Origin of the sequence: Mesotoga sp. BH458_6_3_2_1, assembly GCF_003664995.1 — a bacterium.
In the GTDB taxonomy this organism is placed as follows: domain Bacteria; phylum Thermotogota; class Thermotogae; order Petrotogales; family Kosmotogaceae; genus Mesotoga.
Genome location: NZ_JFHL01000002.1, coordinates 485,817 through 508,380 on the forward strand (window position 1 = coordinate 485,817; position 22,564 = coordinate 508,380).

The 22,564-nt window shown below is 44.3% G+C and carries 25 protein-coding genes; 22 read left to right on the forward strand and 3 right to left on the reverse strand.

All coding sequences use genetic code 11. From position 1 onward, the window contains the following. Positions 1-11: 11 nt before the first annotated feature. Together Y697_RS02615 and Y697_RS02620 are read right to left on the reverse strand one after the other, a co-directional pair. Positions 12-1,316 (reverse strand): trigger factor, encoded by a 1,305-nt coding sequence (locus tag Y697_RS02615; protein ID WP_121550139.1) that lies wholly within the window; start codon positions 1,314-1,316, stop codon positions 12-14. Between the two features lie 102 nt (positions 1,317-1,418). Further along, positions 1,419-1,892, reverse strand: coding sequence for a metallophosphoesterase (locus tag Y697_RS02620; RefSeq protein ID WP_259462274.1), 474 nt, complete (start codon positions 1,890-1,892; stop codon positions 1,419-1,421). A 102-nt stretch (positions 1,893-1,994) separates the two neighbouring features. On the opposite strand from Y697_RS02620, the gene Y697_RS02625 reads away from it, so the two are divergent. Genes Y697_RS02625 through aspC form a run of 10 tightly spaced genes read left to right on the forward strand, consistent with a single transcriptional unit; the run spans position 1,995 to position 10,961 of the window. Next, on the forward strand, positions 1,995-2,684 hold the full coding sequence (locus tag Y697_RS02625; protein WP_259462275.1) for a TIGR03936 family radical SAM-associated protein: 690 nt from the start codon (positions 1,995-1,997) through the stop codon (positions 2,682-2,684). Position 2,685: 1 nt separating this feature from the next. Further along, complete coding sequence (locus Y697_RS02630) at positions 2,686-3,444, forward strand: YebC/PmpR family DNA-binding transcriptional regulator (RefSeq protein ID WP_121550140.1); 759 nt, start codon at positions 2,686-2,688, stop codon at positions 3,442-3,444. A gap of 40 nt (positions 3,445-3,484) precedes the next feature. Beyond that, positions 3,485-3,961, forward strand: a complete 477-nt coding sequence (gene lspA, locus Y697_RS02635) for a signal peptidase II (protein ID WP_121550141.1) — start codon at positions 3,485-3,487, stop codon at positions 3,959-3,961. Next, complete coding sequence (locus Y697_RS02640) at positions 3,930-4,862, forward strand: RluA family pseudouridine synthase (RefSeq protein ID WP_121550142.1); 933 nt, start codon at positions 3,930-3,932, stop codon at positions 4,860-4,862. The genes lspA and Y697_RS02640 overlap by 32 nt, the downstream gene beginning before the upstream one ends. Then, positions 4,859-7,558: a DNA polymerase III subunit alpha gene (locus Y697_RS02645; protein ID WP_121550143.1), complete on the forward strand. Its 2,700-nt coding sequence runs from the start codon at positions 4,859-4,861 to the stop codon at positions 7,556-7,558. The genes Y697_RS02640 and Y697_RS02645 overlap by 4 nt, the downstream gene beginning before the upstream one ends. Positions 7,559-7,572: 14 nt before the next feature. Continuing rightward, on the forward strand, positions 7,573-8,184 hold the full coding sequence (locus Y697_RS02650; RefSeq protein ID WP_121550144.1) for a histidine phosphatase family protein: 612 nt from the start codon (positions 7,573-7,575) through the stop codon (positions 8,182-8,184). Between the two features lie 5 nt (positions 8,185-8,189). Beyond that, positions 8,190-8,885 carry a 2-phosphosulfolactate phosphatase gene (locus tag Y697_RS02655; RefSeq protein ID WP_121550342.1) on the forward strand — a complete coding sequence of 232 codons (696 nt, stop codon included), beginning with the start codon at positions 8,190-8,192 and terminating at the stop codon, positions 8,883-8,885. A 4-nt stretch (positions 8,886-8,889) separates the two neighbouring features. Further along, on the forward strand, positions 8,890-9,102 hold the full coding sequence (locus Y697_RS02660) for a hypothetical protein (RefSeq protein WP_121550145.1): 213 nt from the start codon (positions 8,890-8,892) through the stop codon (positions 9,100-9,102). 20 nt (positions 9,103-9,122) lie between these two features. Next, entirely contained in the window at positions 9,123-9,764 is a 642-nt protein-coding gene (locus tag Y697_RS02665; protein ID WP_121550146.1) for a hypothetical protein, read from the forward strand. Positions 9,765-9,803: 39 nt separating this feature from the next. After that, positions 9,804-10,961 carry an aspartate aminotransferase gene (gene aspC, locus Y697_RS02670; RefSeq protein WP_121550147.1) on the forward strand — a complete coding sequence of 386 codons (1,158 nt, stop codon included), beginning with the start codon at positions 9,804-9,806 and terminating at the stop codon, positions 10,959-10,961. Here the strand turns inward: aspC and Y697_RS02675 are convergent, their stop codons facing one another. Continuing rightward, on the reverse strand, positions 10,962-12,092 hold the full coding sequence (locus tag Y697_RS02675) for an HD family hydrolase (RefSeq protein ID WP_121550148.1): 1,131 nt from the start codon (positions 12,090-12,092) through the stop codon (positions 10,962-10,964). Positions 12,093-12,191: 99 nt separating this feature from the next. On the opposite strand from Y697_RS02675, the gene Y697_RS02680 reads away from it, so the two are divergent. From Y697_RS02680 to Y697_RS02735, 12 genes are all read left to right on the forward strand, one after another. After that, positions 12,192-12,806, forward strand: a complete 615-nt coding sequence (locus tag Y697_RS02680; RefSeq protein WP_121550149.1) for an ACT domain-containing protein — start codon at positions 12,192-12,194, stop codon at positions 12,804-12,806. After that, positions 12,799-13,587 carry an undecaprenyl-diphosphate phosphatase gene (locus Y697_RS02685; protein WP_121550150.1) on the forward strand — a complete coding sequence of 263 codons (789 nt, stop codon included), beginning with the start codon at positions 12,799-12,801 and terminating at the stop codon, positions 13,585-13,587. The genes Y697_RS02680 and Y697_RS02685 overlap by 8 nt, the downstream gene beginning before the upstream one ends. A 1-nt stretch (position 13,588) precedes the next feature. Next, positions 13,589-14,209 (forward strand): MBL fold metallo-hydrolase, encoded by a 621-nt coding sequence (locus tag Y697_RS02690; RefSeq protein WP_121550151.1) that lies wholly within the window; start codon positions 13,589-13,591, stop codon positions 14,207-14,209. Positions 14,210-14,213: 4 nt separating this feature from the next. After that, the gene (locus tag Y697_RS02695; protein ID WP_121550152.1) at positions 14,214-15,620 is read left to right on the forward strand and encodes a glycogen synthase; all 1,407 of its coding nucleotides are present in this window, start codon (positions 14,214-14,216) and stop codon (positions 15,618-15,620) included. After that, positions 15,613-16,620 (forward strand): galactose-1-phosphate uridylyltransferase, encoded by a 1,008-nt coding sequence (gene galT, locus Y697_RS02700; protein ID WP_121550153.1) that lies wholly within the window; start codon positions 15,613-15,615, stop codon positions 16,618-16,620. Before Y697_RS02695 ends, galT begins: the two co-directional genes overlap by 8 nt. A 1-nt stretch (position 16,621) precedes the next feature. Then, the gene (gene gatC, locus Y697_RS02705; RefSeq protein ID WP_121550154.1) at positions 16,622-16,921 is read left to right on the forward strand and encodes an Asp-tRNA(Asn)/Glu-tRNA(Gln) amidotransferase subunit GatC; all 300 of its coding nucleotides are present in this window, start codon (positions 16,622-16,624) and stop codon (positions 16,919-16,921) included. Continuing rightward, a complete protein-coding gene (locus Y697_RS02710; RefSeq protein WP_121550155.1) occupies positions 16,918-17,256 on the forward strand; it encodes a YraN family protein in 339 nt (112 codons plus the stop codon). Before gatC ends, Y697_RS02710 begins: the two co-directional genes overlap by 4 nt. A 1-nt stretch (position 17,257) precedes the next feature. Further along, entirely contained in the window at positions 17,258-18,907 is a 1,650-nt protein-coding gene (locus Y697_RS02715) for a phospho-sugar mutase (RefSeq protein WP_121550156.1), read from the forward strand. After that, complete coding sequence (locus Y697_RS02720) at positions 18,904-19,512, forward strand: hypothetical protein (RefSeq protein WP_121550157.1); 609 nt, start codon at positions 18,904-18,906, stop codon at positions 19,510-19,512. Before Y697_RS02715 ends, Y697_RS02720 begins: the two co-directional genes overlap by 4 nt. A gap of 2 nt (positions 19,513-19,514) precedes the next feature. Continuing rightward, on the forward strand, positions 19,515-20,267 hold the full coding sequence (gene truA, locus Y697_RS02725; RefSeq protein WP_121550158.1) for a tRNA pseudouridine(38-40) synthase TruA: 753 nt from the start codon (positions 19,515-19,517) through the stop codon (positions 20,265-20,267). Next, positions 20,251-21,063 carry a TlyA family RNA methyltransferase gene (locus tag Y697_RS02730; protein ID WP_121550159.1) on the forward strand — a complete coding sequence of 271 codons (813 nt, stop codon included), beginning with the start codon at positions 20,251-20,253 and terminating at the stop codon, positions 21,061-21,063. Before truA ends, Y697_RS02730 begins: the two co-directional genes overlap by 17 nt. A 95-nt stretch (positions 21,064-21,158) precedes the next feature. After that, entirely contained in the window at positions 21,159-22,559 is a 1,401-nt protein-coding gene (locus Y697_RS02735; RefSeq protein ID WP_259462276.1) for a hypothetical protein, read from the forward strand. The last annotated feature ends 5 nt before the right edge of the window (positions 22,560-22,564 follow it).

The following is a 22,564-nucleotide window of genomic DNA, read 5'->3' on the forward strand; positions in this document are numbered from 1 at the left end:
GATCTAACTGCCTATTGCTGAGAAGAGTCCTCTCCGGAACTTCTTTCACTGCCTTTCTCTTCTTTTTCTAGTGATGGTTCCATTTCGCTTATTGCGGCGCGCTCAATTACTGCGTCAAGAACTTTGTTTCTAATTATGGTTGAAACAATGTCTTCCTTGATGTCTTCGCGAGAAGTAACCATCTCTCTCGCCCTGTCGGCAGAGATTCCCCAGTACGGTGCCATTTCCTCCGCATAAGCCTCGATTTCTTCTTGTTCCGCCTTGAAGCCTTCTTTCGAGGCAATTTCGTCAATGAACCTTGACTTCTTTATCTCATCGAAGACACCGCTTCTGAAGTTTTCCAAAAGTTTCTCTTCACTTCCGGCCTGTTTCAAGTAGTTATCATAGCTCTTCTCTTTCTTCGAGTTCTCTATAGTCCTCTGAACGAAATAATCGAGAGTGGAGTCGGAGATTTCTATTTCAACCAGATCATTGATCTTGTCCATAGCCTGTTGCCTCAAAAAGTCCTTCTGCCAATTTAAGAAGGATTCCACTCCCTCCTTCTCGACAATCCGCTTGAGTTCTTCGAGAGAATTGGCCTCGGCGTTTACCGTCTTCGCAAATTCATCGTCAAGATCTAATGGACTCTTGCTGAGAACATCCAATATTTTGACCGAATAGAAGTATTCATTATCCGAGTCTTCGAACGTTCTGTCAAATTCAACTACGTCACCCTTTGTTTTTCCAATTACATTCTTGACAATCGGTCTGTCGTCGTCGGGAGCAACTGTGAGCTCCTGAACTTTGTTTTCGGCAATTTTCTTGCCATCTTTAGTTATCGTATATTCTATCTTGACTATGTCGCCATTTTCAACCTGTCCCTCTTTTGGCTCCACTATAGCGTGTTCGTTTCTAAGTTCTTCGAGCCTATTGTTTACATAATTGAGTACTACTTCATCCTTCTTTGGGATTTTGAGATCAAGGTTTTCATAGTCAAAAATCTTGACTTCGGGATCTCTGTGAAGCTTAACTTCAACTCTTGCGCCTTCTCCCTCCATCTTCTGATCTGTTATGACTGCTGGGATTAGGATTTTTTCCTCCTTTAGCTCTTCCTCGATTTTGTCTGAGAGGACCTCAAGAACCATCTCTTCAAAGCTCTCTGCAAGGAAGTTTCTTACTATGTTCAGGGGTACCTTTCCCTTCCTGAAACCGGGGATTGTGTACTGCTGATTAACATATTTGCCAACGTCCATTTCTGCCTTCCTAACCTCTTCCGAACCAAAGGAAAAGAGAAAGGTTTCAACATTTTCTTCTTTCTTCACAAAGTTTTTCTCCATTGGGAATTACCTCCATTCAGGTACTGGTTTTTTTTATGTCGTCTAATTATACGTATCTGTCGATTTTCCGCGGTTAAAGAGATGTTATAATTAATCTTTGTCTCACCTGAGTTCAATCAGCTCGTACTTAAGATCATTCGGATCAATTATGACAACGGTTTGTCTTCCAGTTAGATAGCCGCAGCTTTCACCGGGATTTACTATCACAGGACTAGGATCCAGTCTAATATCGAGCTTATGTGTATGACCGTAGAAAATAAAATCAGCTCTTAATGTATCTTTCAGTCCGAAAGGTTCATGCATTAGAATAACTCTATACCCGTTTACCTCGATCTCCTTCGGGCCTTTGATTAAGGACCCCCCAAGCAGGCTCTTGAGGCCGAGCAACTCTCCATCATTGTTTCCAATGACCACATGGAGTTCTCCGCTGAACCGAATTAGCTCTCGGGCTGCGAAAGGTGACACGAGATCTCCGCAATGAAAGAGAACATCAACTTCTCTGTCAATTGCGAGACTCACTGCTTCTGAGATTCTTGTCATGTTGTCATGAGAATCCGACATTATCATCCATTTCATTTCACTCACCTCTCGGTGATTCTATTTGGTGTTGAAAAGTGAAGGTGAATCGAATACAATTATAACTGCACGTGACCCAAGGGACAAAGGGTTTCGGATCTGGTGCCCGCGGAGGTTTGCTTGAATAACTTGAATAATAAGAGATTGGTAGTTCGCTTCTGCTGTGGAGGTCTCATGAGATTTCTTTCTCACCAGGAAACCGTCACAGCAATTGAACGGACAATCAGGAGATCTGGGCTATCCGTGACTTTTACACAGGGATTCCATCCCCGGATAAAAGTGAGTTATTCGCCAGCAATTCCTACTGGAGTGGCAAGTCTGGCACATTATGTTCTTCTTGAAACAGATGAAAAGAACAGTGATCCCGTGAGTCTGTTGAACTCCGCAGCCAATTATACCCTTCGCGCTCTATCGTCATGGTACCTGTCTTCCGATCACAAAAGAATTGAAGATTTTATTGATTCCTACAGAATGGTTCTCGTACTTCCAAGGGAGCTCTATGATCCAAATCTATATGATGCAGGCGCTGAAGTCACAAAAAAGACTAAAAGTGGGCAAAGAGATTACCTGGCCGGAGACGTCTTTCAGGACATCTCAGTGACCACCTTGAAAACTGTCTATATGGTAAAATATTCTCAGCCAGTAGACTCAATGGTTCCAGCGGAGGAAATGCTAAAGATTTTGTCGAAAGAAGGTACCGCTTCTCATGAAGGGGTAATTGTTTTTGTGGAAGAAGGGTTGCTTCGTGGGAAATATACTTCAAATATTCTGGATGAAATAGGAGGGATATAATATGTCCGGTCACAACAAGTGGGCAAATATCAAGCACAGAAAGGGCGCACAAGACGCCAAGAGATCGAAGGTTTTCACGAAGATCATCAGAGAGCTTATGGTCTCGGCAAGAGAAGGTGGTTCTGATCCAAATACAAACACCTCTTTGAGAACTGCTATAGAAAAGGCGAGAGCGGCAAATATGCCTAAAGACACGATGGAAAAAGCAATCAAGAAGGGTGCAGGGGAACTCGAAGGGCAGTCGTTCTCTGAGGCTCTTTATGAAGGCTACGCTCCGGGTGGTGTTGCACTTCTGATCAGATGTCTTACTGATAATAAGAACAGAACAGCACAGGAAATTAGGCACACTCTTTCGAAATACGGCGGTTCGATGGCCGAAAGTGGTGCTGTCAGCTGGATGTTTGAAAGAAAGGGAATCATTACCGTAGCAAAAGAACAGATTTCTGATCTGGAAGAGTTTCAGCTTCTTGCTATAGAGGCAGGAGCCGAGGATATAAAAGACGAAGCAGATCCAATCGAGATCGTGACCTCTCCGGACTCAGTATCAGATGTAAAGACTGCCCTTGAAGAAAACGGCTATTCATTGTCTTACGATATGAGTTACATTCCGAGCAACACGCTAAAAGTTGAGGGTTCAGATGCGGGTAAGCTTTTTAAACTTCTCGACATTCTTGAAGACAACGACGATGTTCAGGAGATCTACGACAATTCAGATATCGATGAAGCCGAAATGGAGGCTCTCGCCGAGCAAATGGGTTGATCCTCACTGCCCTTTTGGGCAACATGTGGAGTGATAATAATTGCTGTCTCTTCTTGGGATTACTCTGGCCTTGATTCTTGATCAAGTAAGCAAGTATTTCGTCGAGAATGGAATGACGTATTTTCAGCGAATAGATTTGGTCGGAGGAATTTTTGGCTTAAGATATGTGAGAAATACAGGTGTGGCATTTGGCCTTTTCAAGAATCAGGAGCCTTGGCTTCTGGCTTTTGTCGCTATAGGAATTGTAGTAGCGATAGTAATTGCTTCGAGTTTTCATTCCTCCAAACTATCCAGATGGGAGTCCTTCTTTGTTGGTCTGATTGTTGGTGGTGCACTTGGTAACAATCTGGTGGATAGACTGAGATTAGGGCACGTTGTTGATTTCTTCGAATTGAAGGGGTTCCCAGCGATTTTCAATTTTGCAGATATGTGCATTGTCTTTGGTGCGGCCTTGCTTACACTTTCCGTATATCGAAGGGAGAAGCGTGCTTCAAGAGATAATAGTCTCCAGTCGTGAGGACGGCTGGAGACTTGATAAGATAGTCGTTGAGAAGGCTCCACCATGGGTTTCCCGAACATTTGTGCAGCGCCAGATCAAAGAAACGAAGGTTTTTGTGGACAGAAAGCCCAGAAAGCCCGCCTACAAAGTGAAGACTGGAGAATCTATCACTTTTGAGCTTCCCGACAAACCGGAGGTTCTATCTGTAGAACCTGAAGAGATCCCTCTTAATATTGTCTTCGAAGATCACGACATAATCGTCGTGAACAAAGATCCGGGCATTATTGTTCATCCTTTGCCTAGAAAACAGACTGGAACACTCGTAAATGCTCTTCTGAACCACTGTATGGATCTACAGGGTATTGGAGGTGTGACGAGACCTGGTATTGTTCACAGACTGGATAAAGATACAAGCGGAGTAATAATTGTTGCAAAGAATGATCTAGCTCATGTGTCTCTCTCAAGCCAGTTCAAGAACAGATTGACTTCTAAGGATTACATAGCGATTGTTAGAGGCAAGACTCCAATATCCGGAAAGGTCGATTATTCGATTGCCCGCCATCCTGTGAACAGACTAAAGATGTCGGTAAATGAAAGTGGTAAGGAGTCACTAACATATTATCGAACTCTGAAAAACTTCTCCGAAATCGCCTCTTTGGTTTTTGTAAGTCCTAAGACCGGCAGGACACATCAAATAAGGGTTCATATGAGAGAAAAGGGCTTCCCGCTTCTTGGAGACGCCGTTTATGGCAAGGCTAGAGACGATGAGATATTCGGAGTTAAGAGACAGATGCTGCATGCGGCGAGACTCACTGTATCTCACCCCCGCTCAGGGAAGCGAATGACTTTTATTGCCTCACTCCCCGCTGATATGAAGGAAGTAATAGTGAACCTCTCTGAATTGGTGACAAAAAGATGAAGACAGCTTTTTTGATCACTAAGCACGAGTTGTTCGGTTCCGTTCTTGAAATCAAGGACACGGCTGAAGAATTGAAGAGGAGAGGCTACAAAAGATGTGTGATTCTTGATTCCTCTCTGTCATCCTTTGTGAAGTGGTATTCAGTTCTCTCCAGTTCGGGTATAGTGACCGTGCCCGGTCTGAGAGAGGGGTATGAATACTGGATTGCAAAAAATGAAAGTGGTTTCAGAGAACTTCTCGTTCGCACTATTCATGACTCTGAAAACCTAATAAACATAAAAGGAAAGCCCCGTAATCTTGACAGTTCCTCAAAAAATCCGATCTGGGAGTGTCGCTATCTAGATCACCAAAGTGAGAGATTCAGAGTATATACTTCTCTTGGATCTTCAACTGAAGAAGCGGATTACTCTCTGCCTGATGAAAAACTCTATCATGAGATTGAGGAAGATCTTGCTGAACTGCTCTCCAGACTACCTAAAGAATTCCATCTCCAGAAGATAGATCATGTCTTTCCTGTGAGATCATCACCAGAAGAGTTCTCTTCCCTTCTGCGAAGAACTCTTGAATCGAAGAAGTTGGAAAGCAGTTACTCTGAAAGGCTTAATAGGGAGCTTTCGGTAATCATTTCCAAAGATATTCAGGATTATTTCATGACAGTCTCAAAGATTGTTGAAATCGCAAAGAACAATAATTGCTGGATAGGCCCCGGAAGAGGGTCAGCCGTTGGTTCTCTTGTCAGCTACTTGCTTGGCATAACTCGCATTGATCCCGTGGAGGAAGAGCTCTTCTTTGAAAGATTTCTTAGTTTGAAGAGAAACGATCCCCCTGATATTGACCTTGATGTTGACGATAAATCAAGGCAGAAACTTCTGAATAAACTCGGCGAGTATTTCGGCCATGACTGTTTCTGTCTTATAAGTACTGCTTCAACTTTTAGTTTTAAAGGAGCTGCTCGCGAAATTGGACGGAAGCTTGGAGTCGATGGACAGAGAGTATCGAGACTAATCGAATGGAGTAAGGAGGGGCAAAGGTTTCCGTATGCATTTGAAAACGATGTTGATATGAAACAGCTGTTTGAGATGTCAAAGCTTGTAGTGGGACTTTATTCAGGTTTTTCAATTCATGCGGCCGGTGTTATTCTATCAAGTATTCCTCTAACGGGACTGATACCTCTCAATTCAAATGATGGGCTGGCGGTTTCTTTATGGGATATGGATTCTCTTCGGATTGTTGGTTTTCAGAAGATTGATCTACTCGGTTTGAAGAACCTGTCCTTCCTGAAGGAAATGACGAAAGGAAGAGAGCCGTGGGACTACCCAACGAATGATTCCAAGACTTATGAAACTCTTGGTAGAGGATATACGTCGGCAGTATTCCAACTCGAAGCGCCTTTTGCAACAAGGGTCGTTAGATCGGTGAAACCTGTTTCGTTGAGAGACCTCTCAATCGCTATAGCCCTTAATAGGCCTGGTCCAATCAAGTCTGGAGTGACCGAGCGTTTTCTAAGACTCTCAAGAACTCCTTCGGAAATCGAGAAGATAAGGAGAAAGGTTCCTGTTTTGGCGGAAACTGGCGGACTTCTCGTTTATCAGGAACAGGTCTTAAAGATTGCTGCAAGCATGCTCTCTCTAGAAGCTGATGATGGTGAGCTCCTTAGAAGAGCTATTTCCAAGAAAGAGAAAGAAGCAGTCGATGGACTGCTTCGAAGTTCACCTGGCTATAGTGAACTTCAACCGGATAGAAGGGAGAAGTTGTATTCTTTCCTTGTCAATTTTGCTGGTTATGCCTTCAACAAGTCTCACAGTCTTAGCTATGCAATGATTGCGTACTGGTTGGCGTATTTCAAGGCAAACCATCCCGAGATCTTCTATCCACTTATATTGGCAGAACTTCCTCGCAACAGCCTGCCGCGAGCTGTTGCAGAAATAAGAGATCAAGGTTTGAAGCTATGTGCAGGGAAGGAAGCTTCACAGAGTTCCGGCTGTGTTTCTCTTTCCATTCCGGGACTTCTCAAGAATCATGAACTGAGACCTGTGCCAGTTGAGGATTCTTTCTTCACTTTTGTAAGAAACAACAGATCGAAATACCAAGCTAGGGATCTTGAAAGGCTTATTAAAAGCGGTTATCTAGACGGTTTTGGAGAAAGAAACGAGTTATTGAAGAAAATGAACGACGCCTTGATGGGAGTTGATCCCGAACTTAAATCTATCCGAGCTGTATTTGGTTACAAGGAAGAGTCACAGGAGAAAAACGAGAGAGACACGTTAATCGACAGGGCAATGATGGAATTGGAGGTTCTTGGTTTCAATCTAACAGAGATCGAGCCACCAGATCTTTCCAGAGAAGCGACTGATTTCGAGGTTACAACGGCGCTTGCTTGTTTGAGAACAGGGATAGCGCCTTACAGGAGAGTAGACTACATGGGTAAGAGTTTCATTACAGATGGTAGATCGTTTATTGAGATAAGTAATCAAGTTCCTATTCAAGGTTATGTCTTATTCAAGAGCGGAAGACCTTTTGAGATGAAGGAGAGAATCATGGAAGTCAACAGAGTATTCTTCGGACCGATCGAAGGAAAGTATCTTACCGATGCGGCCAGAATAGAGAATGTGGTTGTAAGAACAGGAACTGCTCAGAAGGTAATCCAAAAAGCGAAGCCTTTAGATACTGACGCCGATGAGATAATTTGGAAATAGAATTGGAGGAAATCATGGAGATCTACTTCGTGAGGCATGGGGAGACCGAATGGAACAATAGCAACCGCTGGCAAGGAAGATCGGATATCCCCTTGTCAGAAAAAGGCAGAGAGCAAGCTAAGAAAACGGGCAGGTTTCTCAAGAGACTAATTCCCAGTACTGCAGCGGTCTTCACCAGTGATCTGGTAAGGGCAAGAGAGACTGCTGAAATCATTGGCCTCTTTCTAGGCAAATCTCCAATAGTCAACCCTGTTCTTCGTGAAGCAGATGTTGGCCTTTGGAATGGACTTGGCATTAGCGAGGCTTTCGAGAGTTTTGGAAACCTGATAGAGTACTGGCGCAAGGATCCCTGGGCTGACATCCCCGACACGGAACCGCTTGGAGCAGTTCAAAGAAGAGCGGTTGAATTCGTGAGATATCTCTCTTCCAATTATCCAGGAAAGCAGGTAATTGTTGTTTCTCACGCATTATTGATTAGAACGGCTCTTTGCCATGCAATGGGACTGCCGCTTGAAAATCACTATCGACTTTCAGTTCACAACTGCTCAGTGTCAGCAATTGGAGTTGGCAGGGCAGAAATTAGAGCCCTTGAGCTAAATCTCTGGCGACATCTGGAGGATTACTAGTGGCAATGGAAGTGAGAGTCAACCTTCTACCACGGTTGCTCAACGAGGAGACAGACGTTGCCGTGGTGATTGATGTACTTAGAGCTACGAGCACCATGACGGCAGCACTTCACTTCGGAGCTAAGAAAATTGTGCCGGTGCTATCTGTCGAAGAAGCAAAGAAGTACAGGGAGGACAATTTTGAAGTGCTAACTGTTGGTGAAAGAGGGTCTAAGAAGATCGATGGTTTTGATCTTGGCAATTCCCCGCGCGAGCTCTCTGAAGAGATGATTGAAGGGAAAGAACTGGTAATTACTACAACAAACGGGACAGTTGCTGTCTCAAAATCAAAGAGGGCAAGAAAAGTAATACTTGCTTCTTTCCTAAATCTGGGAAGCGTAGTCAGACTTCTGAAAAGAGAAAGCGGGAGAATAGAGTTGCAATGCGCAGGTACCGATGGTGATCCTTCACTGGAAGACACTTTGCTTGCGGGGGCACTCGTTTCTCAGCTCGAAATCGGCCACATCAATGACAGCTGCAGGATTTCCTCAGTGCTTTATGAAGCCGTCAAGGATAATCTGGAGAGTTTCATTTTGGAGAATGGTGTGCAAGCGAAGAGACTAGTCTCTCTTGGATTTTTTGAAGATGTGGGCTTTTGTGCTAAAATCAATCTGTACGATCTTGTTCCGCTTTGGCGGGATGGTGGCTTCGTACGGGGGTAGTTCGATGGAGTTCGTTTCTAATGCTTTTTTTGTTATAGCGATGGGTGCGCTCTTTCTATCGTTGGTTTTCTTTGAGATTGGTACAAAGAAGGTGCGCAAACCAAAAAGCGAAGTGAAGCCTGAAGATTACAAACCTTATGATAAGAAAGGCTGGTATTCCCTTGTTGCAGCCGGGGGGTTTCTTGGTCTATCTTTGTTGTTTGCATTGATTTTGTGAAGGTCGAGGGGGTTGGTGAAATGCCTAGCAAGCTAGCAGTTGACAACGTCGTTTCGAAACTGCCGGGAGTTCACAGCGCACGAATCGTCTATGATGAGAGCGGAGAAATGGTCGAAATTCATGTTCTGGCGGACATTTCCAAACCGGCAAAGCAATTGGTTAGAGACATTGAAACAGCAATCTTCGCTTCGAGCGGGATCAAGATTGATAGAAAGATAGTCTCTATCGCGCAGATATCTCTTGATTCCGGCGATGAAGAAGAGGCTTCGGTAATAAGGCCTTACCAAAAGGAAGAAGTCCAAGGGTACAACTTCCAACTTACTAGTCTTGAAACAAAAGCTACGATGAGGCGGCTCGATATCACTGTAATACTAGATTATGAAGGGAAAGAACTCGAGGGTTCTTCCATAGTTGATGTTGGTGATGACGAGAAATATATGGCGATTGTAGAGTCTACCGTCGCGGCCATCAGAGATGTAATACCCAGTTTCAGGATTGAGTTCATTGAAAAGCTGGAATACGGTATGACAGAAATTGTCATGGCCGTGGGATCTTCACTGGTAAACGGAAAGAGAAAGAGAGAAGCTGGCGCGAGGCTCTGCAAGAAGGATAGTCTGAATGATTTCGCACTGGTCGTCTTAGAGATAATAAACAAGATCTGAAATTTAAAACACTGATTGAAAAACCGCGGAGGTGCTCTGATGGATTTGTCGCACTTTGTCTCTTCTGTAACACCCTCGGCCACACTCGAATTTAACAAGAAGGCCCTGGACCTTGCAAAATCAGGAGAGAATGTCGTGAAATTCACTGCCGGTGAACCGGATTTTCCTACTCCCCGCCCAATTGTAGACGCAGCAATAAAAGCTCTCAATGAGGGAAAAACGAAGTATACGAACGCCTCTGGAATTGATGAGTTAAGAAAGGCGATCACAGTGAAACTTCAGAAGGATAATGGTCTTAACTACTCACCTGAGGAAATAGTGGTTTCGAACGGGGGGAAGCAAGCGATTTATAACGTGCTTAAAGCCTTGTTGAACGTGGGTGATGAAGTATTAATTATTTCTCCTGCTTGGGTTAGCTATGAGGCTCAAATTCTCTTGTGTGGTGGTGTGCCTGTAGTTGTTCCGGCAAGAGTGGAAAAGGGTTTTGTCCCCGAAATTTCTGAAATCGAGAAAGCAATTACCGATAGAACGCGTGCAATAATGATAAACTCTCCAAACAACCCAACCGGAGCCATATATCCTGAAGAGTTTCTTCGGGTCCTGGGTAAGCTTTGCGTAGAGAGAGATCTTTTTGTAATCTCCGATGAAGTGTATGAGAAGCTCGTGTTTGATGCACCACATTTCTCTATTGCTTCGATTGAGGGTATGAAAGAGAGGACTGCGGTGATTAACGCTTTCTCGAAAACTTATGCAATGACGGGCTGGAGGGTCGGCTATTCCGCCATATCTATGAAATTAGCCAGGGCGATTTCGAAAATCCAAAGTCACCTTTCCTCGAATGTCAACACAATGGCCCAGTACGCCGCCGTGAAGGCTTTTGAAGTCGACACCTCTTCTATGGTGGAAGAGTTCCGGAAGAGGAGAGATTACGTAATCTCAAGACTGGAAAAAATTGGATTGAAGTTCAGCAAGCCTGCTGGAGCCTTCTATGTTTTTATAGACATCAGATCTTTTCTTGGAGGAAGGTTTAGGAACTCAAATGATTTTGCAATTGGCCTTCTTGAAGAGCAAAAGGTCGGAATGGTTCCTGGAAGCGCATTCAGCTACGAAGGGTTCATAAGAATGTCTTTTTCGAGTTCAACCGAAGAACTCAAAGAAGGATTAGACAGATTTGATAGATTTCTAAAGACGCTTTGACTATCGCCCCGTCCAGTCTAGACTCCATCTGAATGTTTGGGTCAGGAACTGAACGCTCTCTAGATCTGACTTTGATAGGTCGTCAAGCATCCTGTTCATGGCATCTCTGAAGGCATACTGTGTGTTTCCCGAACGTATTTCCATCAGGCATTCTACTGTCGCAGCAAATTGGTCGGCTGCCCACACGAGTTTACCTTCATGTGATTCAAATGGATCAAGCATTCTGTATTTAAGCTCTTTGATAAGTCTATCAGGCATTCCGGCTAGCAGATTCTCGGTGACCATTCGTTCTTCAACTTGTGCGATCACCTCCTCGAAGCCCGGGACTTTTTTCTTAGTCGGAGTTATTATGTCACCTGTCATGCTTTCTGGAATATCATGCAGAAGGGCGAGTTTAACGGATTCAACCGGATTTATCACCTTGCCGCTTTCCTCCTCCATACAGGAGAGAATGTACGCCGTTATTGTGACGTAGAATGAATGGGCGGCAACGGTAGTAGGTACGTTTCTGTTTAGTCTGTTCCAGCGGACTGCCCGTAGCAGAACGATTAGGGCATTCGTGTAGCGTTCTAGCCATTCAGCGTCAGCTATGAGACGATACGGTTCAAAGTCCCTAAAACTCTCTATCCGTTGCTCCAAATCTTTCAGCGGTCTGTTGAAGAAGTCAGGAAAATATCTGGCATGAAGTCCGGCTTCGAGTTTGGCTGAGAGAAGGTCCCCGGTCTGGATGATTTTGCCTTCGATTGTATCGTCTTTTGAGTGAACCATCGAAAGGTAGAAAGGATCGTGTCTATCATCAGGAAGGTACTGAACGATCTCCTCCACCGTTCGTGAGAAGACATCGTTCCACTTGTCAGGTGAAAGTGACTTGATCAGTACCTTTGTGTCCACAGAGATGTCAGAGAGAAGGCATTTTGGTATTTCTTTGAGAACAAGTCTCTGAAATAGCTTTTTGTCGTCGATATGAAAACCATTAAGGCCGGCCATCTCGGACATCAACAGACAGTACTGGGCCGATATGAAGGCGTTCTCGGCCTCATTGGTCCTTAGCAGAGTCGGTGTGTTGTTCCATCTATACATTGTGAAGAGATTTGTTGCCAGTTCCAGAAGTTTCACGTATCCTTGAAACACGGAGGCACCTCCCGAATGCAGTGCATAGATATATGTTATTACAATTATAGGTTTTAGTTTCAATAAATAAAAGTCTTCAGTTGGGAAAGAGGCGGTTTCATGAATATTGATAAGTGGACAAACAGGACCTATCCCGTTTTTGATGAAAACAGAAGTCTTGAGGAGACCCTTGCCGAGGCGAAGAAAATTGGATTGACAACTATCTTTTCGGTAGACAAGGAAGGTAGATTGTCTGGAATTGCGCGACTAGATGAGATTTCGGAGTGCGATATTTCCGGGTTGCTTTCAGGAGTAATCAGTGAACCTGTTTTTTACTGTCGAGATTCTGACTTTATTGAAGACGCGGCTCTGATGCTAATTGAGAGTCACGATTACATTCTTCCCGTCGTGAACGATGATTTTTTGGTTGTTGGGGCAATAGGAGTCTTCGAGATTCTTGAAGGTTTGATGGAATTCACTGCTATGGACAAACCAGGAACCAGGATTTCAATCGTTCTAGATGACGAACCCGGCGCTTTGAGAGATGTTGTAGACTTCCTTGCTGAAAGAGAAGTAAACATTCTTTCAATAATCACGTCTGCTTCAGAAAGCGAAGATTCCAGGCGCGTTGTCATAAGAACAGACGAGTCTGACATAAGCATGATTGCCGAAATACTTCAAGAACAAGGGATTTCATTTGAAAGTATTAGTGAAGAGGAGGGTTTCAGTGTCTGAATTTACCAGTTACCTCTTGCTAGGAGTAGTGCAAGGAGCAACGGAATTTCTTCCCGTTTCTTCATCTGGACATCTCACGATCTTCTCCAGTCTTCTCAACGTACCACTTGACGCCGAATCCAAGGCTGCATTTTTTGCTGTCTTGCATCTGGCCACTTTTGGTGCAGTTCTGTTGTTTACATTCAAAGATCTGTGGGCGATCTTAGCGGGTCTGGGTAGGCCGGAAAAAAGAAGTTCATCGATCAGGTATATCGGACTGCTTCTCGTAGCAACGATCCCTGCGGTTCTGGCAGGTTTCTTGCTGGAAGATGAGATTAAATCTCTTTTCTCCGATGTGGCCTTCACTTCGATAATGCTTTTTGTTACGGCTGCTGCGCTATTCATTTCTGATAGATTCAAAGGGGACCGAAGGATTCTTGACCTGTCTTTTGCGGGTGCGCTGTCGATTGGGATTTTTCAAGCTGCCGCAATAGCGCCTGGAATATCCAGGAGCGGCCTGACAATTTTCGGTGCTCTTCTAATCGGAATGATGAGAAGTGATGCAGTTAAGTTCTCGTTCCTTCTGAGTCTTCCAGTAACTTTTGGAGCAGGCATTCTCGAGATTTCGAGAGTAAGCCTTCCTCTTTCGACAGTTCTGCTGGCATCTCTTTTCGCCTTCCTCATGGGGATAATCGGGCTTTGGCTCCTCAAGAAACTTGTTCTGAAGCGGCGTCTGAGATTCTTTGGCATATATTGTATAATTGTAGGGACGATTGGATTGGTTTTTCGAGGAGTGATGTGACTTGGACTTGAATCTCCTCTTTCCCGGCAGTATCGTCTATGTGCCGGGAATGATGGATGCCCCTACAAGTAGTTGCACTTTGCTTGTGGAAAATAGCAAAAAGATTCTCGTCGATCCAGGCGGGTTTCCTTCAATTAAGACTCTGGAAGAAAGATTGACTTCTCTGGGACTTTCCCCGGACAGCATAACAGACATACTGTTGACTCATTTCCATCTAGATCACGCTTTTAATAGTATATTTTTCCCCAATGCAACGATTCACTTGCACGCTAGTTATAAGAGCAGGGACTATGGGTCTTTCGGTCCTATATTGGGAGCAATGTATCTGAAAATCATTGATTCATGGAGAAGCGTCGAAACATTTATTGGTGGTGAGAAGATTATGGGAGTCATTGATGTTCTCGAATCTCCCTATCACTCCCGTGATCATGTTTCCTTTCTCCTTGAAACGGAAAATCATGGTAAAGTTTTCATTTGTGGTGACGTATGCACAAGACAGATACACTATCATGAAATGCGTAAAGGTATGAGATCAGATGAAGCGGCAACTTTCGTTACGAAGTACTTCGAAATAGCCGATACGGTGATCTTCTCTCATGACCTGCCGTTATTCAAGGGGTGATTGAATGAAAGTACTTTATGTCTCTTACGAGGTTTATCCACTTGCAAAAGTCGGAGGACTTGCAGATGTTGCTGGAGCTTTACCAAAATATCTTAGAGATCTCGGGGTTGAAATCGATATATTGATGCCATTTCACAAGTCCGTGGACAAGAATGTAACCTCGAAGACAGGATCAATTCTAAAAACAAGGTTCATGAAGAGAGAAATCTCTTTTGAACTCTATAAGAAATCACGCCCGCTTGGCAACGTAGATGTATTTCTCCTCAGCAATGATGAGCTCATGGACTCCGAGGAAGTCTATGGGGCATCGGATCTTGGGCTCCAGGCCATGAGCTTTTCCGATGCTGCAGCAGGTTTCGCCGCCGATAAAGGCTATGATATTGTCCACCTTAACGACTGGCATACAGGCTTGATGGCTGTATATCTGAAGCAGGCAAATGCAAATTGCAGAACTGTCTTTTCAATACACAATCTTGCTTACCAAGGTACTTATGGCAGAGAATATCTCCAACTCTCCGGTATTGAGAGTCGTTACCTAGATTACATCTCAGAAGGGAGCGACATCAACTTCATGAAGGCAGGTTTGGTATATTCTGACAAACTAAGTACTGTATCTCCCACGTATGCCCATGAAATTCAGACGGAAGAGTACGGAGCAGGTCTGGAAAGGATCCTTTCGAGAAGAGACAGAGATCTTGTAGGGATTCTAAATGGAATCGACTACTCCGAATACGATCCTGAAAAGGATCCTCGCTTGTGGGTAAATTACGGTTTGAATAGTATCGAGAAGAAGGAAATAAATAAATCGAATTTGCAGTTGTTGTTAGGACTTCCAAAGAATAGAGTCCCGCTTTTTGGACTGATTTCCCGTTTAGTAGGCCAGAAGGGACTAGATCTCATAGAGGAGATACGGGGAGAGTTAGTAAGCCTTCCTATGCAGTTAGTAGTTCTGGGGACAGGAGAGAAGAAATACGAGGAAATGCTAAGGGATCTTCAAGAGGATCATCCCGACAAAGTTGCTGTAAAACTTGCTTTTAATCTTGATCTTGCGCAAAAGATTTATGCAGGTGCAGATTTTTTCTTGATGCCGTCCAGATATGAGCCCTGTGGCTTGGGTCAGATGTTTGCAATGAGATACGGAACTGTTCCAGTTGTTAGGTACACGGGTGGACTGGCAGATACTGTGAAAGAGTATGGCCTTTCAGACCACGGCAATGGATTCGGTTTTGTTGATTATAATGGCGAAAGCCTGCTTGAGGCTCTGAAAAAGGCGCTTGGAGTCTTTAATCACGACGTCTTTTGGCGAGAGGTCGTGAGTAACGCCATGAAAGAGGATTTCTCTTGGGAAACGTCGGCCAAGAACTATCTTTCCTTATATAAGCAAACTTTGGAGGTCAAAAGGAATGCCTGAACTCAGAAAAGATCCAATAATCAAGAGATGGGTTATTATTGCGACTGAAAGAGCAAGACGCCCACATGATTTCATAAATGCAAAAGAAAAAGTTGAATCCGCCTTCTGCCCATTTGACTACGGGAATGAACACACAACGCCACCTGAAGTAATGGCTTTTAGGCCAGCAGATACTACGAAAGATAGCCCCGGGTGGTGGGTCAGAGTGGTTCAGAACAAATTTCCGGCGCTGGATTCCAGTGTCGAGCCGGAGCGATTTGGTCATGGGATGTATGATGTTATCAAGGGGTTCGGAACTCATGAAGTGATTATTGAAACACCTGATCATAATGCCTCTATGGCAACCCTATCTTACGAGCAGATCAAAGAGGTTATCTGGGCTTACAAAGAACGCCATCAGGTACTCGAGAAAGACACAAGAATAAAGTACATCTTAATATTCAAGAATCATGGGAGAGAAGCGGGAGCCTCACTTGTTCATTCTCATAGTCAGCTTATCGCAACTCCAATAGTACCGAAGAGGGTTGCTGAGGAAATTGCAGGATCGGCTGATTACTATCGTTTCAGAGAGAGATGCGTTTATTGTGACATGGTAAATCAAGAGGGTCTAGAAGGGACGAGGGTTGTAGAGGAGAACAGCGATTTTGTTGCCTTTGAACCTTTCGCAGCGAGATTCCCCTTTGAAACATGGATACTTCCGAAGGTTCACAGCTGTAATTTTGGAGAGATATCGGCCTCTCAAATAGATAGTTTTTCTGTGATTCTCAAAAATACGTTGCTGAGAATCCATAAGGCCCTAGACAATCCTCCCTACAATTTTATGTTACATACCGGAATAAAAGGTATCGAGCAGTCGGATCACTACCACTGGCATCTGGAGATTGTCCCAAGACTTACTAGGGTTGCGGGATTTGAGTGGGGCTCGGGTTTCTATATAAATCCCATGCCCCCCGAACATGCGGCCATGTATCTTCGTGAGGTAAGCATTGAGGAGGAATGAAATGGAGACGAAAGTAAGTGATGAGCTGCTGAAGCACCTGGAAGGTCTTTCAAAGCTCGAATTGAAAGAAGAAGAACGAATCGGTTTGAAGAAGGATATTGAGGAAATACTGCAATATATGACGCTCCTGGATCAGGTTGATTTCGATGAAGAAGAGATGGTCTCACCCGTGGAGAAGAGTCTTGAACCTAGAGAAGACAACTTTGTCCAGTTCGAAGATTCAAAGCTTTTAAGAGATCTTTTCCCTGAGCGGGAAGGAAGCTATCTTAAGGTGCCTAGGATATACAAAGAAGAGAAATGAGCAACGATTTCGGCAAAAGATACGAAGAACTTGCCTGTAAATACTTGGAAAAATCGGGATACAAGGTGAAGGCCAGGAATGTCTCGTACAGATTCGGGGAAATCGATATTGTGGCTCTCAAAGGCAAGACGTTGGTCTTTGTTGAAGTTAAGGGTGGAAGCTCTTTCAGGCTACCAAGGTACAGAGTGGATGAAAGAAAACTCAGGCGGCTGGAGCTTGCCGCTCAAAGATACATAAGAACCGAAAAACCCGTATTCAGCGAGGCAAGGCTGGATGTTATTGAGGTTCTGGAAAACGGAAAGGTCAACCATTTGAAAGCTGTTGGAAGGTGGTAGAGTGCTAAGAGATGATCTGGCAATTAAAGAAGAGTACAAGAGATGGCTTGAAAACTCAACTGAAGAGATGAAAGAGGAGCTAAGGAGATTCTCCCCGAGTGACGTGAGGGAGAGTTTCGCACTGGATCTGGAATTTGGAACGGGCGGGATGCGGGGAGTACTTGGCGCCGGAACAAATCGGATGAATACTTTCACCGTCAGGAGAGCTACTTTGGGGTTCGGACGTTGGATCTCTGAAAGATTCAGCAACCCATCCGTCGTTATTGCTTTTGACACCAGACGCAAATCTGCCCATTTCGCTGAGGTTACTGCCGAGGTTCTCTCCTCTATGGGTATCAAGGTTCACTTGTTCATTGAACCTATGCCGGTTCCAGTTCTGAGTTTCGCCGTGAGAGAACTGAAAGCCAGCGGCGGTGTTGTGATAACGGCAAGCCATAACCCACCTCAATACAACGGCTATAAGGTTTACACTTCTGATGGTACCCAGGCAGTTCCCAGGTATGCAGAAGAGATTATAGAGAGAGTTGAGAAGTCGGATTTCTTTGAGAACTACAATCCTGACAAAGGTTTGATTGAGGAAATTTCGAATTCTTTGCTAGAAGCATTCATTGAAACTGTGAAGAAGAATGTTCTGGGGCTTTGCTCCGACTATGATGGACTTAGTGTCGTCTATACGCCTCTACATGGAAGTGGAAATTATCCCGTTTATAAAACCCTTTCAGATCTCGGTCACAAGGTCAAGCGAGTGGAGGAGCAAACGCTCCCGGATGGTAACTTTCCCACTGTGAAGAGTCCTAATCCCGAGGACTTGAATGCCTTTTCCATGGCTTTGAGTGATGCAGAAGAAGCGGAAGCCGACCTACTGATTGCGACCGATCCGGACTGTGATAGGTTGGGAATAATGGTGAAGCACGAGGGAACCTACACAGCTCTTAACGGGAATCAGACGGGTGTAATAATGACTGCCTTCATTCTTGAAAGGTTGAAGGAATCTCTTCCAAATGATCCATTCATTGTTAAGACAATTGTATCGACCGATCTTGTCAAGAAAATCGCTGCTAAATATAACGTAGAAGTGAAGGAGACTCTTACGGGTTTCAAGTTCATTGGTGAGATCATTGAAAAATCGGAGGTCGATGGAAAAGGCAGTTATCTCTTTGGTTTTGAAGAGAGCTATGGCTCGCTTTATGGAAGGCACGCGAGGGATAAAGACGCAGTGAGCGCTGCAGCTTTAGCCTGTACAATTGGGGGTTTTCTGAAACGTTCTGGAAGAACTATGATTGACTATCTCGAAGAGATTCAAGAAGAGCACGGCCACTATCTTGAAGCTCTTGTGAACAAAGATTATGTTGGAATTGAAGGCAGAAAGAAAATCGAGTCAATAATGAGTAAATTGAGGAGCAGAAGCCCTTTAAAGATGGGGAACGAAACAATTAGAGAGTTCAAAGATTATTTGGAAGACTCCGGCGATTTACCGGCGGCAGACGTGATTTCCATAGAAATGCAAGACAATTCAAAGATAGTTGTCAGGCCTTCTGGAACAGAGCCAAAAATGAAGTTCTATCTCATGGCCAGAGGCGATAACGAAGATGAAGCGAGAAATAGAATAGAAGAACTGAGAGAACTGATTGAAGGGATTGAGGGCCTATGAATTATAAGTATGCACACATACTTTATCGAGAGGATGACTTTCTCACACCGAAGAGAGCGACTTTTGATCACAGGACGAAGACGGGTTTCATGACCACCTGGTCTATCGAGCATTCCAGCGAGTTGCTTGAGTACAAGTACTGGAACTGCCTCAGTGCATTTGGTCTTGAGAGTTCTACGAGAAGGAAGATCTCTTTCGAAAGAAAGCATAGCGATGCTAATCTTCTCTATTTCAAGTACGAACTCGAAGTCCCGGAAGCTCTCGAGGGGTACTTCGATCCAACGACTCTTGAGGTTATATCGAAGAGTCTTTCCCTTCGGGAGACTACTGAAGAAGTGTACAAGATGCTGAAAGATTATGAGCAGGGAGAGTTAAGGTTCAACGATCGGCGCTTCTCATCCTGGCTTGGTGGGAAAGTCGAAAAACTCCAAATAAGCGATAGTGAGAAAAATGAAATTGAGAACTCGCTGATTAAGTATGTGGAGACCATAGTTGGAAGGGTTCTTTGGACTGTCTACAACGGTGATTTGCCAAGAATGGGAAAAGATCTCTCCTCAATGGTGTATCTCTATACTGAAATGCTTGATCTGACGGCTTCAAAGTAATCATGAAGAGATTCGCTGCTGTAGTCTCATACGATGGAACTGATTATTTCGGCTTTCAGAATCAGCCCGATATGCGGACTGTTCAGGGTGTCTTCGAGGAAGCTCTGGAGAGGATTCATAAGTTCAGTATTTCCAGCCAGGGCGCCGGGCGGACAGATACAGGAGTTCATGGATATGGACAGGTAATTGCATTCGATTCAACTCTAGATCGATTGGGTGCTTCCACCATGAAAGACGCTCTAAACGCAAATCTTCCGTCCGATGTGTATGTAAGGAAAGTACATGAAGTTACCGAGAACTTTAGTCCCAGATTTGCGGCAAAAAACAGAATCTACCATTACTATATTCTGAATTCAAGTGAACCCGACATCTTTAGAAGAAGGTTTGTCTGGTGGTTTCCCTATCCTCTCGACATTGAATCGATGAGAAGAGCAGGCGGTCATTTGCTGGGGGAGCATGATTTTGCCGCTTTCAGAACTGGTAAGGACGATAGAAACCCGGTCAGAACTGTTTCGGCCATTAGAATAATCAAAGTCTCACCTCACTTAATTCTCATTAGGGTGGAGGGAATTTCCTTCCTTAAGAGAATGGTCAGGAATATAGTTGGGACCCTCGTAAAAGTAGGTACGGGAGGCGTTTCGGAAGAATCAGTAGCGGAATTCCTTTCCAGTCGTGACAGATCTTGTCTCCCGGGAACTGCCCCCCCACAAGGACTAGTCTTCTACAAAGTTGTGTTTGATGAGTTCGAAACGTAGACTCGATGAACTGTTATTTGATCTTGGACTGTCTGAAAGTAGAACAAAAGCAGCGACTTTGATCAGGAACGGAAAAGTAACCATAGATGGTATGATTGTTGTTAAGCCCAGCCGTAAGGTAGATTCTAATAGCAGGATAGTTGTCGCGGATTCTGTAATACCGGTTGGTCGGGGATACTTCAAGCTTAGAAAAGCCATTGACATTTTCGAGATAAATGTTGAAGGAAAGAGAGTCATAGACGTTGGCGCCTCTACAGGTGGGTTTGCGCAGTTGTTGCTTGAGAAAGGTGCACAGAGAGTGCTTTGTGTAGATGTTGGCAGAGATCAGATCAATCACCGCATAAGAAACGATGATAGAGTTGTTTCTCTGGAATCAACTGACATTAGAGACTTGACGCTTGAACGCGCCGGTGGAAAAGCAGATTTGCTTACTGCCGACCTTTCTTTCATTTCAACGGCGTCACTCGCGGGTCTTTTGAGAAGTTTCGTAGAGGACGGCGGGGAAGCAGTGGTCCTTGTGAAACCCCAATTCGAAGCAGGTCCTGGTGTGGTCAAGAAGGGATTGGTTAATTCTAAGAATGTTCATATTGGCATTTTGGAAGGGTTTGTGAAGGTATTTCGTACAAATGATTTGTCTCCTGTTGGATTGACATTCTCACCAATCCGGGGTAAGAAAGGTAATATTGAATACCTTCTTTATTCGGTCGCAGAAGAAAGATCAATTGAATTCGACTTCGAACGATTGGTAGAGGAGGCCTTCGGTTTTTTTGATCGGGATAAAGAGTTATTAGGTTGAAGGGAGGGAAACCCCGGTTCAGCAAAGGGTTGATTCGGGAAAGCTTGAAATTCTTACTCATTCTTTTTCTAGTACTAATTTTCTTTTCCGGAGTCATGGCACAGGAAATCTTTGATTTCGTTCCTGAAGATGTTGGCTATTTTCTTATTCTTCGCGGATTGAGGTCAGCAATGGAAGTGCTCAGGGACAGCACGAATTTTTTCGGCGCATATCTGGGCGATAATGGATTCGGGGCCGAAAGAGCTTTCTATGGAATAATTGATGCCGCTGGTTACAATGCAGAAGTTGATACAAGTTTCCTGAAAGATGCTTTAAATGACGACATTCTTCTTGTTGGCGAAGGCATAGATCTTTCGCTTGACGATTTGCTTATGTTCGATCCGTTTTATTTGCTTGAGAAACTCAAGCTTACAAAGAACAGAGTCTTTATGGCCTGGAGAACAACCAGTTCCTTCCAGCTCTTAAAAGCTGTTGCGGCCCTTCTTGATATGGCAATATTTGTCCAGCCCGGAGAAAATGTGAACGAATTGAGGAGCAGTACTGGGACTCTCTTCTACCATACCGCTGATGACTATCTGATAATCGGTGGAAACAAGGACGCAGTCACACTGGCTACGAAGACTTATTCGGGTGAAGGGAGAAGATTACTGGAATCAAACGGCAGGGGCAGAGAAGTCGCTGAAATGAGTTATGACTACACTCTTGCTGGTTACATAGATGGTGACCGTTTTCAGCTTGATCTGGGCCTGGAATCTACTTTTTCTATTGAGAGTACGGTGGTCTTTGCACGACCCGAAGGACATACGCTAACGGCAACAATAGTTCAGGATACACTTTTTCTGAACAATGAAGATCTTCAGAAGATGCTATCTTTATCAGACACAAAGGAGTTGGAGGCTTCAAAGGAGACTTTTGGAGACTACACGGTCTTCTTTCCCTCGTCATCGGTTGAGACTCTAAGAAAGGAGCTTGCTCACTGGTTTGAGCTCGATCTTGAGCCGTATAAAGAACTGGCGGATTTCGTTGTGCTGCTATCTAGAGAAAGCATTGGAAATACTAGGATATATGGAGACCTGGTTTCGGATACTCCCAGAGTAACAGCCATCTTCACAAACAAGGGCTCCGATACCGACGGACTTGAAGCGCCGCTTAAAGAGTGGGGAGCAATTAAGTCATCACATAAGGGAAGCCGGATCTACGAGCTCGAAAATGATTTCGATACCATCTACTTCATATTTTCTAATGAGACAACGGTACTTACTTCACTCACGCCAGACGAATATTACAGGTTACTCTCAGATGCCGAGAGTCTCAGCGACAACATCAGCTACAATTTTGTAAGGGAGATCGGTCTGGAGAAGGATATTGCACAGGCCTTCATAGATATGAAGAAGGTATTCAAATCTCTTATTGGGGTCTCGGTCGATAGCGCTCTTTTCTATCAGCAGACCTTTGTGGATGACGGGAACATGATTCATGCGCTACGCTTTTATTGAGGTGA

Excerpts from the sequence above, each read along its gene's own strand:
- Y697_RS02615 (WP_121550139.1), bottom strand. The coding sequence starts at position 1,316 with ATGGAGAAAAACTTTGTGAAGAAAGAAGAAAATGTTGAAACCTTTCTC.
- Y697_RS02620 (WP_259462274.1), bottom strand. The coding sequence starts at position 1,892 with ATGAAATGGATGATAATGTCGGATTCTCATGACAACATGACAAGAATC.
- Y697_RS02630 (WP_121550140.1), top strand. The coding sequence starts at position 2,686 with ATGTCCGGTCACAACAAGTGGGCAAATATCAAGCACAGAAAGGGCGCA.
- Y697_RS02645 (WP_121550143.1), top strand. The coding sequence starts at position 4,859 with ATGAAGACAGCTTTTTTGATCACTAAGCACGAGTTGTTCGGTTCCGTT.
- Y697_RS02650 (WP_121550144.1), top strand. The coding sequence starts at position 7,573 with ATGGAGATCTACTTCGTGAGGCATGGGGAGACCGAATGGAACAATAGC.
- Y697_RS02655 (WP_121550342.1), top strand. The coding sequence starts at position 8,190 with ATGGAAGTGAGAGTCAACCTTCTACCACGGTTGCTCAACGAGGAGACA.
- Y697_RS02660 (WP_121550145.1), top strand. The coding sequence starts at position 8,890 with ATGGAGTTCGTTTCTAATGCTTTTTTTGTTATAGCGATGGGTGCGCTC.
- Y697_RS02665 (WP_121550146.1), top strand. The coding sequence starts at position 9,123 with ATGCCTAGCAAGCTAGCAGTTGACAACGTCGTTTCGAAACTGCCGGGA.
- aspC (WP_121550147.1), top strand. The coding sequence starts at position 9,804 with ATGGATTTGTCGCACTTTGTCTCTTCTGTAACACCCTCGGCCACACTC.
- Y697_RS02680 (WP_121550149.1), top strand. The coding sequence starts at position 12,192 with ATGAATATTGATAAGTGGACAAACAGGACCTATCCCGTTTTTGATGAA.
- Y697_RS02695 (WP_121550152.1), top strand. The coding sequence starts at position 14,214 with ATGAAAGTACTTTATGTCTCTTACGAGGTTTATCCACTTGCAAAAGTC.
- galT (WP_121550153.1), top strand. The coding sequence starts at position 15,613 with ATGCCTGAACTCAGAAAAGATCCAATAATCAAGAGATGGGTTATTATT.
- gatC (WP_121550154.1), top strand. The coding sequence starts at position 16,622 with ATGGAGACGAAAGTAAGTGATGAGCTGCTGAAGCACCTGGAAGGTCTT.
- Y697_RS02710 (WP_121550155.1), top strand. The coding sequence starts at position 16,918 with ATGAGCAACGATTTCGGCAAAAGATACGAAGAACTTGCCTGTAAATAC.
- Y697_RS02720 (WP_121550157.1), top strand. The coding sequence starts at position 18,904 with ATGAATTATAAGTATGCACACATACTTTATCGAGAGGATGACTTTCTC.
- truA (WP_121550158.1), top strand. The coding sequence starts at position 19,515 with ATGAAGAGATTCGCTGCTGTAGTCTCATACGATGGAACTGATTATTTC.
- Y697_RS02730 (WP_121550159.1), top strand. The coding sequence starts at position 20,251 with ATGAGTTCGAAACGTAGACTCGATGAACTGTTATTTGATCTTGGACTG.
- Y697_RS02735 (WP_259462276.1), top strand. The coding sequence starts at position 21,159 with ATGGCACAGGAAATCTTTGATTTCGTTCCTGAAGATGTTGGCTATTTT.